Annotated in this window: 16 protein-coding genes; 13 read left to right on the top strand and 3 right to left on the bottom strand. The window is 63.8% G+C overall.

The features are described 5' to 3' along the window. Positions 1-23: 23 nt before the first annotated feature. Positions 24-440: a universal stress protein gene (locus EAH75_RS11820; protein ID WP_140649076.1), complete on the bottom strand. Its 417-nt coding sequence runs from the start codon at positions 438-440 to the stop codon at positions 24-26. A 315-nt stretch (positions 441-755) separates the two neighbouring features. Here EAH75_RS11820 and EAH75_RS11815 point away from each other — a divergent pair, with 315 nt between their 5' ends. Beyond that, the gene (locus tag EAH75_RS11815; protein ID WP_140649078.1) at positions 756-1214 is read left to right on the top strand and encodes a hypothetical protein; all 459 of its coding nucleotides are present in this window, start codon (positions 756-758) and stop codon (positions 1212-1214) included. Between the two features lie 140 nt (positions 1215-1354). On the opposite strand, the gene EAH75_RS11810 is transcribed toward EAH75_RS11815, so the two are convergent. Next, positions 1355-2119 carry an SDR family oxidoreductase gene (locus tag EAH75_RS11810; protein ID WP_140649080.1) on the bottom strand — a complete coding sequence of 255 codons (765 nt, stop codon included), beginning with the start codon at positions 2117-2119 and terminating at the stop codon, positions 1355-1357. A 626-nt stretch (positions 2120-2745) separates the two neighbouring features. Between EAH75_RS11810 and EAH75_RS11805 the strand changes: the two genes are divergently transcribed. From EAH75_RS11805 to EAH75_RS11750, 12 genes are all read left to right on the top strand, one after another. Beyond that, a complete protein-coding gene (locus EAH75_RS11805) occupies positions 2746-3057 on the top strand; it encodes an antitoxin Xre/MbcA/ParS toxin-binding domain-containing protein (RefSeq protein WP_140805546.1) in 312 nt (103 codons plus the stop codon). Positions 3058-3100: 43 nt separating this feature from the next. Then, positions 3101-4393 (top strand): cytochrome b, encoded by a 1293-nt coding sequence (locus EAH75_RS11800; protein ID WP_140805544.1) that lies wholly within the window; start codon positions 3101-3103, stop codon positions 4391-4393. A 275-nt stretch (positions 4394-4668) separates the two neighbouring features. Further along, complete coding sequence (locus tag EAH75_RS11795) at positions 4669-5493, top strand: alpha/beta fold hydrolase (protein ID WP_205043163.1); 825 nt, start codon at positions 4669-4671, stop codon at positions 5491-5493. 391 nt (positions 5494-5884) lie between these two features. Further along, on the top strand, positions 5885-6415 hold the full coding sequence (locus EAH75_RS11790) for a peroxiredoxin (protein WP_140649088.1): 531 nt from the start codon (positions 5885-5887) through the stop codon (positions 6413-6415). Beyond that, positions 6415-6888 carry a hypothetical protein gene (locus tag EAH75_RS11785; RefSeq protein ID WP_140649091.1) on the top strand — a complete coding sequence of 158 codons (474 nt, stop codon included), beginning with the start codon at positions 6415-6417 and terminating at the stop codon, positions 6886-6888. Before EAH75_RS11790 ends, EAH75_RS11785 begins: the two co-directional genes overlap by 1 nt. A gap of 69 nt (positions 6889-6957) precedes the next feature. After that, positions 6958-7710, top strand: a complete 753-nt coding sequence (locus tag EAH75_RS11780; protein ID WP_140649093.1) for a DUF2884 family protein — start codon at positions 6958-6960, stop codon at positions 7708-7710. A 135-nt stretch (positions 7711-7845) separates the two neighbouring features. After that, on the top strand, positions 7846-8286 hold the full coding sequence (locus tag EAH75_RS11775) for a DUF2383 domain-containing protein (RefSeq protein ID WP_140649096.1): 441 nt from the start codon (positions 7846-7848) through the stop codon (positions 8284-8286). Between the two features lie 9 nt (positions 8287-8295). After that, positions 8296-8871 (top strand): DUF924 family protein, encoded by a 576-nt coding sequence (locus EAH75_RS11770; RefSeq protein WP_140649099.1) that lies wholly within the window; start codon positions 8296-8298, stop codon positions 8869-8871. An 18-nt stretch (positions 8872-8889) separates the two neighbouring features. Beyond that, the gene (locus EAH75_RS11765; protein ID WP_140649101.1) at positions 8890-9174 is read left to right on the top strand and encodes a DUF2845 domain-containing protein; all 285 of its coding nucleotides are present in this window, start codon (positions 8890-8892) and stop codon (positions 9172-9174) included. A gap of 56 nt (positions 9175-9230) precedes the next feature. Continuing rightward, on the top strand, positions 9231-9539 hold the full coding sequence (locus EAH75_RS11760) for a DUF2845 domain-containing protein (RefSeq protein WP_140649103.1): 309 nt from the start codon (positions 9231-9233) through the stop codon (positions 9537-9539). Positions 9540-9662: 123 nt separating this feature from the next. Further along, on the top strand, positions 9663-10481 hold the full coding sequence (locus EAH75_RS11755; RefSeq protein WP_161596300.1) for a DUF2884 family protein: 819 nt from the start codon (positions 9663-9665) through the stop codon (positions 10479-10481). 102 nt (positions 10482-10583) lie between these two features. Beyond that, a complete protein-coding gene (locus tag EAH75_RS11750) occupies positions 10584-11459 on the top strand; it encodes a mechanosensitive ion channel family protein (RefSeq protein ID WP_140649108.1) in 876 nt (291 codons plus the stop codon). 33 nt (positions 11460-11492) lie between these two features. On the opposite strand, the gene EAH75_RS11745 is transcribed toward EAH75_RS11750, so the two are convergent. After that, positions 11493-15095 (bottom strand): ABC transporter permease/M1 family aminopeptidase, encoded by a 3603-nt coding sequence (locus tag EAH75_RS11745; RefSeq protein WP_140805540.1) that lies wholly within the window; start codon positions 15093-15095, stop codon positions 11493-11495. Positions 15096-15100: the final 5 nt, after the last annotated feature.

Below are 15100 nucleotides of genomic sequence, written 5' to 3'. Positions count from 1 at the left end.
CAACACCCGTCGCCACCGCTGTCTCAGCGCACCACCGTCACCGGTACGTGGGCGCGTGCCAGCACGTTGCCGGATACCGAGCCGAGCAGCCAGCGCGCCAGGGCGCCGCGCTCGGTGTGGCCGATCACGATGTGGTCAATGCCGTGCTGTTCGATCTGACTGAGCAGGACATCGCCGGGGCTGCCATGGATCAGTTCCACATCTACCAGACTGGCGGCGTCCGGCACCATCGCCTGGAGTTCCTCCAGCAGTTCCTGCGCGCGCCGGGTGCCGGAGTCGGCCATCATCAGCGCGCAGGCATCGGCGCCACCCTCGGTGACCTGCAGCACCGACACCACGCGCACCCGGCCATGCGCGCAGCGGGCCAGCTCGATGGCGAACTGGAACGCGCGGCGCGAGGCATCGGAGCCGTCGTAACCCACCAGTGAATACTTGACCATGGTTCTCCCTTGTGGCGATCGGCTCCAGGCCGGGTCGAGTCTATGCACGGTGCCAGCGATGTCACAACCCCGGTTTCATTGCGAGGTGAGCGGCGCGCGTGCGATTGCAGTCTGCGCGGCAGTTTGTTACCGAACCATCAAGGCCGCAGCCTGAACAGGTAGTCACGTTCCTGCACGCGGCTATCACGCTGGCATGCACACGATTCGACCACCACGCAGCGGTCTGCCGACCTTTCGAGGGGCAGCCCGACCTTGCGGCGGCTAATGAATTAGATCCGCCCGAATCCGATCCGCACTAACCCAAGGAGATGACTGATGATCAAGCGTACTTTTGGAATGGCTGCCCTGGTGCTGGCCTGCGCAGGTGCGATGACCGCTTTGCCGACAGGCAACGCCCAGGCTGCCGAAGCCAGCGTGAAATGTGATCTCGCGTTCAACCTGTCCGGCTGGTCGCTCATCTACAAGCACGCCGAAGGCAATGGCACGATTACCTGTGACAACGGCCAGCGTTCGAACGTGAAGATCGTGGTGGTGGGCGGTGGCCTCACCGCCGGCAAGTACCACATCGACCACGGCAAGGGCGAGATCAGCAACGTGCACAGCATCGATGACGTGTACGGCAGTTACGCCCAGGCCGGCGCCGAGGCTGGCGTGGTCAAGAGTTCCACTGCGCAGGTGCTGACCAAGGGCACCACCTCGCTGGCACTGGCCGGTACCGGCGAAGGCGTCAACCTGGGTGTCTCGGTGGGCAAGTTCACCATCAGCAAACGCTGATACCCGCTGAAATAGCACAAACGAAGGGCGCCGCATGGCGCCCTTCGTTTGTGTGCGCCATGAGCGAGCAGGTGCCTTTTGACGCGAAGGTAACGGCTGGATGCACGACAGCTGGCGGTGGCATGAGCGGCGGTGATGAGTCACCAGTCGGCGCGCGCATATTCCGACTGTTCGAACCAGGCCTGAAACCCCAGTTCGCCGCGCTCGGCGTCTTTGCGCGGAAGCAGTACGAACTCGTCGAGCATGGCACCAAAATAGGGCGCGCGAACATCGGTTCGCACCTCGTACGGCGCTTCCATATCCCTGACGAATCGCTGGATGAGCTCGGACATTCGTCCCCGCTCCGGGCCGGCAATCTCGATCGAGCCATTGAGAGGTGCCTTGGCGGCAACCCGTGCGATCGTCGCGGCAACGTCATCCGAAGCAACGGGCTCGATATAGGCAGGCGACAGATGGATGGTCTGGCCACCGACGGCGTAGGTGATGATGTCGAGAAGAAATTCGTAGAACTGCGTCGCGTGCACGATGGTGAACGGGATGCCGGACGAGGCGATCAGGCGTTCCTGCAGCGCCTTTCCATGGAGGTAGGGGCTTGCCTCGAGACGGCCGGTTCCGACCACCGAAAGCGACACGTGATGCTTCACGCCGGCGTGCTTCTCGGCATCGAGGAGATTGAAGGTGGCGGTCTTGAAGAATTCGAAGGCGGCCATGTCGTCGAAGGTCGGCGAATTGCTGACATCGACAACGACGTCGGCCCCGACCAGACTTTCCGCCAACCCACGTCCGGAGATCAGATCGACGCCGGTCGACCGGGACGCAGCCGACACCCGGTAGCCTTGCGAACGAAGTCTCTCGACGACATTCCGTCCTACCAGGCCTCTTCCGCCGATGACGACGATGTTCATGTCTGCCTCGTGATTCATGATCCGGCTGGCGCGTCGGAGTATCCACATCCCCGGCTTGCGCTGCCGATGCTAGGAGGCTCTGTCGCGGCCGGGTAGATCCGGAACGGGAACGACAGCGCTTCCTCAAATGCATCAATGCCGAACGCACAAAGCCGGCTGGCGGGCAGGTTCGAGTTCCGGTGGTGCACACCGTGCTTTCCGTCCCGATTCTCAATGACGGCTGTATCGAGCCCCGGGATTCGGCAGGCGAGTGCGTGGCGGCAGCAAGGCGCCGTGCTCACCCCGCATGGCAATCGGCGCCTGCCAACACGGCCGGCGCCGATTGGTGCGCGCGAGACAACACGGCGAGCACCTGCGCCGATCTACCGCGCCCGGGCATCGGGACCTACGCTGCTTTCCACGCCGGAAAAGCCGATTCCACCGAACTCCAGGAGTCCGCCGGTCGCCATCACGGAGCGCCAACGAACTGATCAGTGAGCCGGAAATCTTTCCCGCAGAACAGCGGGTGACGCTGGGTCGCACAGAGGTAGTCATTGCGTTTCTGCGCCCCATCCGTGACGGCGTGAGCCATGGATGTCACACGCCGATGACTCATGCCTCCGCTTCCATTCACCAAGTGGCTCGTCATGCGAAAAAACAAGTTCGGCAACATAGCCAGGGAAATCGCAACCATCGCGGCCCGCCGCGAAGCGCTTGCATTGACTGCCTTCGATGCGGTCGAGAGTCGCTGGCCATCGCTTGCCCGGGCTCTGCTCGAAGATGCCGGGAGCAAGAGACGCGCCGCTCACTGGCTATGCGCCCCCAGTCGTGCCTGCGGCGGAAAATCCCCTTGTGATCAATTGGCCGAAGGTGACGAAGACCGTGTGTGGGACCTGTGGGAGGGATTTGGCGAAGCGGACGTGCCGCGCCGCCCTTCCGACCTCCAACTGGCCTGCTGAAGCGTCTACGCCGCCATCCTGCACGGAGTGATTCGAGGCAACCATGCTCACACGTTTTTACAACTGGATACTCGAGCGTGCGCCTGGGCTGAACGGCATGGCGCGGAAGCACCTGACCGAGTACTACGCGCCGAAGAACTTCAACCTCTGGTATTACTTCGGCACGTGCAACCTGCTGGTGCTGGCCAACCAGATCGTCACCGGCATCTTCCTCGCCATGAACTACAGCCCGACCGCGGCGGGCGCGTTCGATTCGGTCGAATACATCATGCGCGACGTGGAATGGGGCTGGCTGATCCGCTACATGCATTCGACCGGCGCGTCGCTGTTTTTCGTAACGGTGTTCCTGCACATGTTCCGCGGCATCATGTATGGCTCGTTCAAGCGTCCGCGCGAGCTGGTGTGGATCCTCGGCGTGTTGATTTTCGTGGTGCTGATGGCCGAGGCCTTCATGGGCTACGTGCTGCCACGGGGCCAGATGTCATTCTGGGGCGCCAAGGTGATCATCTCGCTGTTCGGCACGATTCCGGTGATTGGCCATGCCCTGGTGGAATGGATCATGGGTGACTATCTTCCCGCCAACGCCACGCTGAACCGCTTCTTCGCGTTGCACGTGATCGCGATGCCGCTGGCGCTGTTGCTGCTGGTTGTGCTGCACATCCTCGCGTTGCACGAGGTGGGCTCGAACAACCCGGACGGCGTGGAGATCAAGAAGGGTCCCAAGGGCAACCGCTGGGACGCGCTGAAGCCCGCCGACGGCATCCCGTTTCACCCGTATTACACCGTCCACGATATCTTCGCTGCGGCGTTCTTCCTGACGGTTGCGGCGTTCATCGTGTTCTTCGCGCCGACTTTTGGCGGCTGGTTCCTGGAGCACGACAACTTCATCCCGGCGAACAACCTCGTCACGCCTTTGCATATCAAGCCGGTGTGGTACTTCACGCCGTTCTACGCCATCTTGCGCACGTTCCCGTCCTTCCTGGGCACCACGATCTGGGGCGTGCTGGCCATGTTCGGCGCGATCCTGCTGCTGGCCCTGCTGCCGTGGATCGACCGGGGCGAGGTCCGCTCGGTGCGCTATCGCGGTGTCGGCTTCCGCGTTGCGCTGGGCGTCCTGGTCTGCTCGTTCCTCGGCCTGGGACTGGTGGGTGCCGGCGTCACGGCGGAAGTGATTCCAGCCTGGTTTCCCGGTGCGGACGTCACGACCTTGGAGAACGTCTTCGGCCGCTCGATGGTGACGGGGTACTTCGGGTTCTTCATCTTCCTATGGCTATACACACGCCTTGGCCTCGAGCGGCCAAGGCCGGTCCCGGAGCGCGTGAAAGCCCATGCGTGAGGCTGCCTCGCGCCGTTGGTGTTCAGCCAGACGCAGCCCGCAGCCACCGACGCGATAGCGACGATGACGGATGGATAACGCGTCCTTCACTGTATCCAATGGAGACGAGCATGACGATGCGACACTCAAGCGATGTAGCTCCAACCGATCCACGCCGCCGACAGCTCCTCGCCATGGGCCTGACCACCGCGGTCGCAGTTGCCTTGCCACTGTCGCTGCCCGCTCGGGCAGCTGCCGGGCGCTTCCCTTCCTCCCCCAAGCAGAGAAACCAAGACATGAATTCGATCATCACGAAAGACGGCACCGAAATCTTCTACAAGGACTGGGGCTCGGGTCAGCCCATCGTGTTCCACCACGGCTGGCCGCTTTCCGGCGACGACTGGGACGCGCAGATGCTGTTCTTCCTCCATCATGGATACCGCGTCATCGCTCACGATCGCCGTGGTCATGGCCGGTCTTCTCAGGTCAGCGGCGGCCACGACATGGACCACTATGCCGCCGATGTCGCGGCGTTGGCCGCGCATCTGGATCTGCGCGACGCCATCCACGTTGGCCACTCCACCGGCGGCGGCGAAGCGACGCGTTATGTCGCACGTCACGGGGTGGGCCGTGTCGCCAAGTTGGTGCTGATGAGCGCGGTACCGCCGTTAATGGTGAAAACGCCGGGCAATCCCGGCGGGCTGCCGATCGAGGTGTTCGACGGCCTGCGCGACGCACTGGCTGCCAACCGCGCCAAATTTTATCGCGACCTGTCGTCGGGGCCGTTCTACGGCTTCAACCGACCCGATGCCAAGGCCGTGCCGAGTGTCGTCGACAACTGGTGGCGCCAGGGCATGATGGGCGCCGCCAACGCGCATTACGACGGCATCAAGGCGTTCTCGGAGACCGACTTCACGGACGATCTCAAGGCCATCGACGTGCCGACGCTGGTGATGCACGGCGACGACGACCAGATCGTGCCGATCGCCGACTCGGCGCCGCTTTCGGCCAAGCTGCTGAAGCATGCCACGCTCAAGATCTACAAGGGCTATCCGCATGGCATGCTGACCGTCAATGCCGATGTCATCAATCGGGACATGCTGGCGTTCTTCCGCAGCTGAGCATGCCCGCGTCGGCAAATGACGTCCGCTCTGTACGGCTGCGGCAGTCATCGCCCCATCCTGTAAACACGTCATCCAGGCAACAGCCGGGATGACGTGTCGCCGAAGGTCTTTCGAGACAGCCGGCGTCAGCCGGACGCCGTCTGCTGCATGGCGCGCGCAATGCCATGGCGCAAATCAGCGGAATTATGTCCGTCCGGGCTTGGGTAGGATGGGGTTCTGCCACTCAGCGTGGGAAGTCCCGGTCGCTGGCGAGCGCCCCCACCCATCAAAAACTGTGATGTGTAAATCGTCATGGCCCTGCTGAAGTCTTTCGGCACCAGCCCTTCACGGCGTGTGCGGGCGTAAACTGGGATGTGGTAGTCGCCTTTTCCCGGTTGGAGATCTCGTCATGCGCCGTCTTTTCTGTTTGCTCATGTTGACCCTGTTGTGCGCGCTGGTTGCCCCGGTGTTTGCTGCCAGCCCGCAGGTGGGAGAAGCTGCCCCGGCGTTCCGCCTGCAGGACCAGAACGGTCACTGGCGCACCCCGGCCGATTTTCATGGCCAGTGGCTGGTGATGTATTTCTACCCGAAGGATTTCACGCCCGGCTGCACCACCGAGGTCTGCACGTTCCGCGATGACATCGCCAAGCTGCGCAAGGCCGGTGCTGAAGTAGTGGGCGTGAGCCTCGACGACGTGAAGTCGCACGCTGAATTCGCCGCGAAATATCACGTGCCATTCCCGCTGCTGGCCGACGCCGACCGCACGGTGGCCACCAGCTACGGCGTACTCACCGAGCACAAGGGCATGCACTACGCCAGGCGCACCACCTTTCTGATCGACCCGCAGGGCAAGATCGCCAAGGTCTATGTGGATGTCGACCCGGAGAAGAACTCGGCCCAGGTAATGAGTGATCTGGCCGCGTTGAAGGCGGCGCCCTGATGCCATGGGTAGTCCGTGCCGGCACGCCGTCGACACGGCGTTTTTCGGCATGGGCGATCGGCTTGTGGATCCTGCTGCTGTTTGCCGCAATGGGCTCGGTGCAGTATCTGCAGCACGGCGAATACGCTTATCTGACAGCCGCGTTGCTGGTCATCGTGGTATGCGGCGGCTGCATCCTGCGACAGGCCTGGGCCCGGCCCGCCATGCAGGTGCTTGCCGTGGTGCTCGCGCTGTGGGTGCTGCTTACCGGCGCGCTCATGTTGCGACAGTGGGGTGATTTCTCCATCGCCCGGCAGCATGCGATGGCACAACCCCAGCTCGGCGAGGTCGCGTTGTGGATGATCGCGCGCGCGCAACGCACCTGGCAGGTCGCGCTGGCGTTGAAGGCCCTCGCGATGCCACTGCTGTTGTGGCTGGCCTGGCAATTGGGACGGCCGGCAGTGCGAGCGCAGTTTCGCTCGCGTCGCCGCTGAGCGAAGCAGTTCAGCCGCGGTTGCGGCGCAGTCGGCTATCGCTGGGCGACCATTCTCAAAGGAACCGCCATGCGCCTGCAGCGACTGCTGGTTTTGCTCACCTTATCGTTTGTCGGCCCTGCACTGCATGCGCAGGATCTGGCAGCGACCTGCCATGCCAGCAGCAGCTATGACGTCACCCTGAAAACCGACAGCGTGCTGTTCGATCGGGCGGCGCCGGCGCCGTTTCATGTCGAACTGCAACAGGGTGCGTTGCGTACCGATGGCGCGGCGGCGCGTCTGAATGCGGAAGATCAGGACCGGCTGGCGCTGTTCGAACGCGAACTGCGCGCGCTGGCGCCGCGAGTGCGTTCGGTGGCGCAGAACGGAGTGGACATGGCGGCGCAGGCAATGCGCGTCGAAGCCGACGGCATGGGTCTGGATTCCGGCAGCCGCACCGAGTTCGACCGTCGACTGGGTGAGCACGCCAGCGAACTGAAGCGGCGCATTGCGGCCAGCCGCAGCAGCCACGACTGGCAGGGCGACGCCGCCAACCAGTACATGAACCAGATTGCCGCCGATCTGCTGCCGCTGCTGGCGGCCGACCTAGGCCAGCAGGCGATCAATGCTGCCCTGGGCGGCGATTTGCAGGCCGCGGCCAGCCTGCGCGACCGTGCCGCTGACCTCGCCACCGAACTGCAACCCAGGCTGCAGCAGCGCATGCAGGCACTGCGTCCGCAGGTCCAGGCGTTGTGCCCGTCGATCCAGCGTCTGGCCGAGCTGCAGCAAGGTGTGCGCGGCAGCGACGGCAAGCCGCTGAACCTGGTGCAGGTGGGTCAGTGAACGTGGCCGGCTGCATCGTGATCCCCACCGCCAGCTGACTGCCTGTCGTCGAAGCCAGGCGGGTTTATGTTCCGCTAAGTGGACGGGGGTGACGATGACCCAGGTTCCATTCGCCGATCTGGCAGGAGGCGGCCCATGCCGCTCCACGTTCCATCCTCCACCTGCAATGCACTGATCCGGCGCAGCATCGACTTGCGCCGGCTCTATCGGCATGCCGCCGCGGCCTGCGAGCCGGGTTTGCGCGTGGTGCTGAGCGAAAACGCTCAGACGCTGGATCTGCTGATCGCCGACCTGCAGGCGCAGTGGCGGGCCGGTGGCGGCACGCCGAGCAAGCATGGCAGCTTGCGCGGTGCTGCCCGTCGTCATCTGGCGGGCTGGCTGGCACACGCCGGCGCGCGTCGCGACAGCGTCTGGATCCGTGCACTGGCCCATCACGAAAGCGCCTTGTTGCATGCGTTCGAGCAGGCGATTGCCGCCGCACCGCCGGCCTCGGCGCTGACCTTGCAACGGCAATTGCCGCGTCTGCGCGGGATCCACCTCGACATGCACAGCCTGACCGGTATCGCGCATAACTGAGGTGTGTTGATGACCGCAGCTGCGCAGGACATTCTGGATTTCTGGTTTGCGCCGGCACATGTCGCCTACTGGTTTGCCGACAATGCCGACTTCGATGCGCAGATCCGCGAACGCTTCGGCGAGACCGCGCAAGCCGCTGCTGCGGGAATGCTGAACAACTGGACGGGCACGCCATCCGGCTGGCTGGCCTTGCTGATTGTGCTGGATCAGTTCCCGCGCAATCTCCATCGGGGCGATTCGCGTGCATGGGCACAGGATGTTAAGGCGCAACGCGTCGCATTGTCAGGCATTGCCCGTGCGGACGACCGGCAATTGCCCGCGCTGCAGCGCGTGTTCGCTTACCTGCCGCTGGAGCACGCCGAAGACAACGCGTTGCAGCATCGTTCCGTGGCCATGTTCGAGGCGCTATGCGCGGAAGTACCGCCGGAACAGCACGAGCAGTTCGAGGAATTTCTGGACTATGCTCGACGTCATCGCGATGTCATTGCACGCTTCGGTCGCTTCCCGCATCGCAATGCTGTGCTCGGTCGAACCAGCACGTCGCAGGAAATGATCTATCTGGCCCAGCCGGGTGCCGGTTTCTGACACCACCAGGAGAACGACATGCGCCGTCTGCTTGTTCTGGCATTGCTTAGCCTCAGCCTGAATGCCTTCGCCGGCAACACCTTGCGCATCGGCCAGCAGGTGCTGTCGGTGGGTGATACCGCGGTGCACGCGATCGACCTGCTCGGCACGCCCGCCTACAAGGAGCCGGTGCAGAACAAATTTGGTGCGTATCTGGGCGAGCGCTGGCAATTCAGGCGCGACAAGGGCCATGTCGTGGTGGTGACGATCATCGCCGGCAAGGTTGCGGCGATCGAGGATCACATCGAGGAGCATCACGGCTGAGTCGACGCCGACGCAGCGGAAAGGATTTCCGGTTTTCATCTGACAAGGAGCAGGTCATGCGTATTCGTTTCATCGTTATCTTGTTCGCGTTCAGCGCCGCCGTGCAGGCGACCAGCACTTTGCGCGTCGGCAATCAGGTGCTCACCGCGGGCGACAGCCGTGAGCGGGTCACCAAATTGCTGGGCAAGCCGTCGTCAAAATCGCACAAGCACGGTTCGCACAGTCCTAAGGGGCGTCGCGGCGGCGTGCGCGTAGTGAGCAACGATCAAGGCGGTGAACAATGGCGTTACCGTCGCGGCGACCATGTCACCGTGGTGACCCTGGTCGACGGCCGGGTCAGTGACATCGAGGATCATCGGCTCTGATCGGTGGCCCCGTGACTGATGGCAGGGCATGACGGCTGGCCCATGCCGTGGCGCTGGCGTCGGGCGCATCGTGACAGCGTAGGCCGAGCATCGGGTAGCGGCCGTCGCCACGGGGATACGCTCATGCGCAAGACACTTTCGCTGCTCACGCTGGCCGTCGGCATGGCCTTTGCTGTGCAAGCGCAGGCCCGCGGCCTGCACTTCGACAACGACCAGTGCGGCTTCACCACCCGTTACGACGTACGGGTGAACGCCGATGGCATTGCGTTCGATCACGAGGGCGACCAGCCGGCCAGCGTCTTCATGCACAACGGCCACCTGCGCGTGGACGGCAGGCAGCTCGCCCTGTCCGGCGCCGATGCCGATCGTCTGCGTCAGTACGAGAACCAGGTGCGTGCATTGCTGCCGGAAGTGGCCGGGATCGTGCGCGAGGGGCTGGACATCGGCTTTTCCGCCATGACCACGGTGGCCACCACCTTCGCCGAGAACGGCGAAGAGCGCGAGCAACTGCTCGATCGGCTCAACCGCAAGCATGCAGCGGCACTGAGGCAGGTCGATCAGGGCATCGGTAGCGGCGTGTGGAAACAGCACGACGTGACCGGGGTGATCGAGGATGGCGTGCAGAGCGCTGTGTCCGAAATGGCCGGCACGGTCACCGCCAACGCGGTGAAGGCCGCGCTCAGTGGCGACGAGGCCAAGGTGGCAGCACTGGAGGCGCGCGCCGATTCGCTGGACAAGACCATCGACCGCGAAGTCGATGCGCGGGCGGACCGGCTCGGCGAGCGCGCGCAGGCGCTATGTCCAAAGCTGACCGAACTGGAGCGGCTGCAGCAGCAGTTCCAGTTCCGGCTCGGCGATGGTTCGCGTCTGCAGCTGCTGAGCCGCGAGAGCGAGCACGATGACAAGGCCGGGCTGGCCACGGACAAGGTCGCCGGCCGCTGAGTTTCAACGGCGATCACGTCGTACGTGCGGCATCGATGGCGATGGCAAGGTTTTCGTATCCGTCCTGCTAGGCTGGCCTCCGATTTTCCACGAGGCGAAACCATGCTCGAACTGTCCGTCAAGCCCGCGGCAGCCACTGCGACGACTCACGACGTTTCCGCCTACACCGACCAGGCTGTGCAGATCGGGCTGCATCTGGTCGCCGCATTGCTGGTGCTGCTGGTCGGCCTGTGGGCCGCGCGTCGGCTTGCCAACTTCGTGCATGGCGCGCTGGGTCGCGCCAGCTTCGATTCCACGCTCAGCGGCTTCCTGCGCAACCTGATCTATGGCCTGCTGATCGCCTTGCTCGTGGTCACTGCGCTGGGTGTGCTGGGCGTGCCCTCGGCACCGCTGGTAGCCGCGCTCGGCACCGCCGGACTGGCGATCGGGCTCGCCCTGCAGGGTTCGCTCAGCAATCTGGCCTGGGGCGTGCTGCTGGCGGTGTTCCGGCCATTCCGGGTCGGCGACTATGTCACCGCCGGCGGCGTCGAGGGCACGGTGGAGAGCCTCAACCTGATGCATACCCTGCTGGTGATGCCGGACGGCCGCGAGGCCATCGTGCCGAACGGCAAGATCGGCAGTGACGCCATCACCAATCACAACCGCCGTGGCACGCGTCGATTCGAGCTCACGATGGGCATCGGCTACAAGGACGACATCGGCGCCGCGATGGCCGGGATCAGGCAACTGTTCGAGGCCGATGCGCGCATCCTGCAGAATCCGGCACCGGGCGTATGGACGTCCGGACTCGGCGACAGCTCGGTCAATCTGGTGATACGCGCGTGGACACGCACCGCCGACACGTGGGGCGCGCAAACCGATCTGCTGCGTGCGATCAAGGAGCATTTCGACGCGGCCGGCATCAGCATCCCGATCCCGCAGCGCGAGCTGACGGTGATCCATGGCGGCTTGCCCGCAGCGGCACCCGGTCAGGGCTGAGCCGATCTGGCGTGCAGGCCGCCGGGGGCGCGCCTACTGCACCGTCACCGCACGGCGGTTGTCGCTGGATACCTTGTCGATCAGCTCGTTGTAGGGGTCGATGCCGGCCAGCGCCGGCAGGCTGTCGACGGTTACGCTGATCGTGCTGTCGCCGTCCGGCAGCAGGCGCTTTTCCAGATACAGCGGCTTGCCGTCCTTGCCGGCGTCGGCTGAGGCGGCGAACACGCCGATGTCGATCGGGATGTCCGGCTTCGCTGCGGTTTCCTTGCCGGTGCCGTCGACGTAGACCTTGCTGGCGTGCACTTTCATGGTGACTTCGTACTTGCCGTTCGGCAGCTTCTTCGCGGTGGCATCGGTGATGCGGTTGTCGAACAGGGTGATCTTCCAGAAGAAGTCGTCGAGCAGTCCCTTCCATTTCGGATCGACGGCTTTCGCCAGCGCGTCCATGAATTCCTGCGATGTGGTGTACGGCGGCTGCTGGAAGCCCTTGTCGAGCAGGAACTGCTTCAGCATCGCGTTCAGCCTGTTCTCGCCGAGGTAATCCTGCAGCGCATAGAACACCAGCGAACCTTTCTTGTAATGGATGTACTGCTGGTTCTCCACCTTCGCCAGCGGCTCCTCGGCCAGCTTCTCGGTGGCGCGTCCGGCCAGATAGCCGTCCAGCTCGTACTTCAGGAATTTATGCATCTGATCGGCGCCGTACTTCTGCTTCATCACCATCAGTGCGGAATACTGCGACAGCGATTCGCTGAGCATGGTCGAGCCCTGCATGTTGGCGCCGATCACCCGGTGCGCCCACCATTGATGCGCCACTTCGTGGGCAGTGACGTAGTAGGGATAGTCGATCTTTGTCTTGTCGCGCAGGTCGGCGATGAAGCCGATCGACTCGGAGAACGGGATGGTGTTGGCGAACGACTGCGCGGCGCTCGTGTAGTTCGGGAACTCCAGGATGTGCAGCTGGTGGAACTGGTACGGCGTGTAATTGGCATCGTAGTAGTCCAGCGCGTCCTTGGTGCCCTGGATCATCCGATCCACGTTCCACGCGTGCGCCGGGTTGTAGTACACCGAGATGTCCACGCCTTTCCACGGCACGTGCTTGACGGCATAACGCGCCGACAGGTAAGAGAAGAACGGCAGCATCGGCTGGTCCATCGTGTAATGGAAATAGTGCCGACCGTTCGCCGTCCATTCCTTCTGCAGATAGCCCGGAGCCACCGCGATCTGGTCGGCGGCGGTGGAGACGGTGGTGTCGAAGCTGATCCAGTCTGCATCGTTGCTGATGTAAGTGTTCGCACGCGCCTGCTCGTCGCCGAGCCTGGGCATCCGCGGTACCTCGGCACTGAGACCGTACTTGCGGCGGTCGTTGCGGTCGGTGATCTGCGTCTGCGTCTGGTAGCCGAACTGCGGCATCACGGTGTTGTTGAAGAAGGTGCCGTTGTCGGCAAGGAAGCTGCCGTCCGGGCTGTTGGTGAAACCCTTCGGCGCGTATTCCAGCGTGAACGCGAAATTCATCGACGCACCCGGTGCCAGTGGCGCCTTCAGGCGGTAGATGGTGTAGCCGAGATCCTTGTCCGTGCTGACCGTGTCGTGTGGCGCGAACACCAGCGACTTCAGCGTGAAGCCGTCGGTGAAGTTCACATGCAGCTCGCTGATCGGCGTGTCGTGCTTGTTGACCAGAGTGTAGTGGCCGCGGATATCCAGCCTGCGCTGGTACGGGTGGATGTCGACGTCCGCTTGCACGGCGGTGATGCGCGGCTGCGGAAGATCCTTGTACTTCGCGTATTTCTTCTCGTAGTCGGCACGCTGTTTCGTCTGCGTGGCGCTGCTCTGGTAGTGGTTGAGCACGTTGGTGTTGTAGTAGATCCAGATGCCGCTGCCGATGAAGGCCAGCAGGCCGAGCGCCAGCGCGATCTTCGCCGGTGCGTGCAGGCGCGCGTGCGCCTCGCGCAGCCGGTCATGCCAGGTGTGGCCAGTGCCGCGAACCCAGAACAGCGCGGCCAGCACCAGCAGCACCACGGCGCAGCTGGCCCAGTAGAAGTCGAACCACAGCGCGCCTTTCAGGAAATGCCCGAAACCATTCATGTCGGAGTACGGCACCTCCGGCGCACTGCCGTAGTTGTACAGATTCTGTTCCCAGTGCAGCAGGCCGAAACCGATCGTGCTCAGCACCAGCCACACGATGGTCAGCAGGTAGCCGAGGAACTTGTTGTTCGACAGCACCTGCAGAAACAGCGCCAGCACCGCCAGCAGCACGAACGGAATCGCATCCAGTGCCAGCGTCGCCAGATACAGGCCCGGCTCCAGATGGGTATAGCCGTGGCTCAACTGCCAGCCGATGCCCACGATCGCGCCAATCAGCAGGAACGTTGCGATCACCGCCAGCAGCGCACCCAGCTTGGCGATCAGCGGCACCCAGTCTGGTACCGGAAACGCGTCAGTGACTTCGGCTGAGCCAAGACTGCGTTCGCGCCATATCAGCTCGCCGGCGTAGAACGTGATGATGATGTACAGCAGCCACTGGAAGCTGCCACTCACACCTTCCAGCACCTGGTGTGTCACTGGCCAGGTGGCGGTGCCGTAGATCTGGCTGGACAGCGCCAGCGTGAAAAACAGATTCAGCAGGCCCAGCGCCAGCATGATCAGGAACGGTACGCCGCGCAGCACGCCGAGCGTGTCGAACGCGAACTGCGTGCGCAGCTGCAGCAGGTGGGCGCGCAGGTTGCTGGCCAGCAGCACCCGGGGCAGGGTCAGCGTGGCGGCGCTGGCCTGCGGGCGCAGTATCGGTGGTTCCGTCCGCGGCTTGCGTCGCGGCAGTTGCAGGCCTTCGCGATTCGGCCGGAACAGTGCGACCGTCACCCCGAGCATGACCACGCTGACGGCGCTCCACAGCAGCCGGTTGAACAGCAGCACGCCGGACAGCGTCGGCAGCTCGTGATTGGCTTGATCGGCCGACCAGTAGCGCGTGACCAGGCCCACGGTGCGGCCGCCGAACGGATCGAGCATGGCGGCGACGAAGTGATTGTTGACGTCCCGGGTCAGCAGGCCGACGATGAAGTTCAACACGACGTAGACGATCAGGCCGATGTAGGTGGCCAGCAGCGAGCGTGTGGTGGACGCGATCAGAAACAGCAGCGCGGCCATGAACAGCATGTCCGGCACCACCATCACGCCGAACGCCCAGGCGTAACCATGCCAGCTGGCCGGGCCCAGCCGGGTCGCATCGATCCACGGCATCATGCCGCCGATCGCCAGGCCCAGCGCGCAGGTCAGCATGATCGCCAGCGCCGCCAGGTAACCGGCGACAAAGCGGCCGCCGAGATAGGCGCCACGGCTCATCGGTGTGGTGAACAGCAGTTCCGACGTGCGCTGGTCGAAATCGCGCAGCGCCGCACCGGCGACGAAGATCGTCACCAGAAAGATGCTGAGAACGGTGAGCACGCTGAGCAGCCGCACGATCACCAGCGGCGCGTTGCGCAGCACGTTGCCGCTGGCACCGCCGACGATCACGGCATCGGTGCTGGCCAGCGCAAATGCGATCGCACCGAACACCGCGGCAACAATCCAGAACAGCGGGGCCTTCAGCTGCTGGCGCAGTTCGAAGCGGCAGATCTCGAAAAACGTGGGCGCGAAAAACATCGGCA

Origin of the sequence: Rhodanobacter glycinis (genome assembly GCF_006438785.1) — a bacterium.
Lineage (GTDB): Bacteria > Pseudomonadota > Gammaproteobacteria > Xanthomonadales > Rhodanobacteraceae > Rhodanobacter > Rhodanobacter glycinis_A.
Note: the sequence above shows the minus strand (reverse complement) of the source record. Positions and strands in the feature narration are given on the sequence as shown.

Bases quoted from the DNA above. Each gene is read 5' to 3' on its own strand.
- EAH75_RS11760 (WP_140649103.1), top strand. From the start codon at position 9,231: ATGCGTATTCGTTTCATCGTTATCTTGTTCGCGTTCAGCGCCGCCGTG.
- EAH75_RS11775 (WP_140649096.1), top strand. From the start codon at position 7,846: ATGCCGCTCCACGTTCCATCCTCCACCTGCAATGCACTGATCCGGCGC.
- EAH75_RS11770 (WP_140649099.1), top strand. From the start codon at position 8,296: ATGACCGCAGCTGCGCAGGACATTCTGGATTTCTGGTTTGCGCCGGCA.
- EAH75_RS11755 (WP_161596300.1), top strand. From the start codon at position 9,663: ATGCGCAAGACACTTTCGCTGCTCACGCTGGCCGTCGGCATGGCCTTT.
- EAH75_RS11750 (WP_140649108.1), top strand. From the start codon at position 10,584: ATGCTCGAACTGTCCGTCAAGCCCGCGGCAGCCACTGCGACGACTCAC.
- EAH75_RS11785 (WP_140649091.1), top strand. From the start codon at position 6,415: ATGCCATGGGTAGTCCGTGCCGGCACGCCGTCGACACGGCGTTTTTCG.
- EAH75_RS11820 (WP_140649076.1), bottom strand. From the start codon at position 440: ATGGTCAAGTATTCACTGGTGGGTTACGACGGCTCCGATGCCTCGCGC.
- EAH75_RS11810 (WP_140649080.1), bottom strand. From the start codon at position 2,119: ATGAACATCGTCGTCATCGGCGGAAGAGGCCTGGTAGGACGGAATGTC.
- EAH75_RS11795 (WP_205043163.1), top strand. From the start codon at position 4,669: ATGAATTCGATCATCACGAAAGACGGCACCGAAATCTTCTACAAGGAC.
- EAH75_RS11780 (WP_140649093.1), top strand. From the start codon at position 6,958: ATGCGCCTGCAGCGACTGCTGGTTTTGCTCACCTTATCGTTTGTCGGC.
- EAH75_RS11765 (WP_140649101.1), top strand. From the start codon at position 8,890: ATGCGCCGTCTGCTTGTTCTGGCATTGCTTAGCCTCAGCCTGAATGCC.
- EAH75_RS11805 (WP_140805546.1), top strand. From the start codon at position 2,746: ATGCGAAAAAACAAGTTCGGCAACATAGCCAGGGAAATCGCAACCATC.
- EAH75_RS11790 (WP_140649088.1), top strand. From the start codon at position 5,885: ATGCGCCGTCTTTTCTGTTTGCTCATGTTGACCCTGTTGTGCGCGCTG.
- EAH75_RS11800 (WP_140805544.1), top strand. From the start codon at position 3,101: ATGCTCACACGTTTTTACAACTGGATACTCGAGCGTGCGCCTGGGCTG.
- EAH75_RS11815 (WP_140649078.1), top strand. From the start codon at position 756: ATGATCAAGCGTACTTTTGGAATGGCTGCCCTGGTGCTGGCCTGCGCA.
- EAH75_RS11745 (WP_140805540.1), bottom strand. From the start codon at position 15,095: ATGTTTTTCGCGCCCACGTTTTTCGAGATCTGCCGCTTCGAACTGCGC.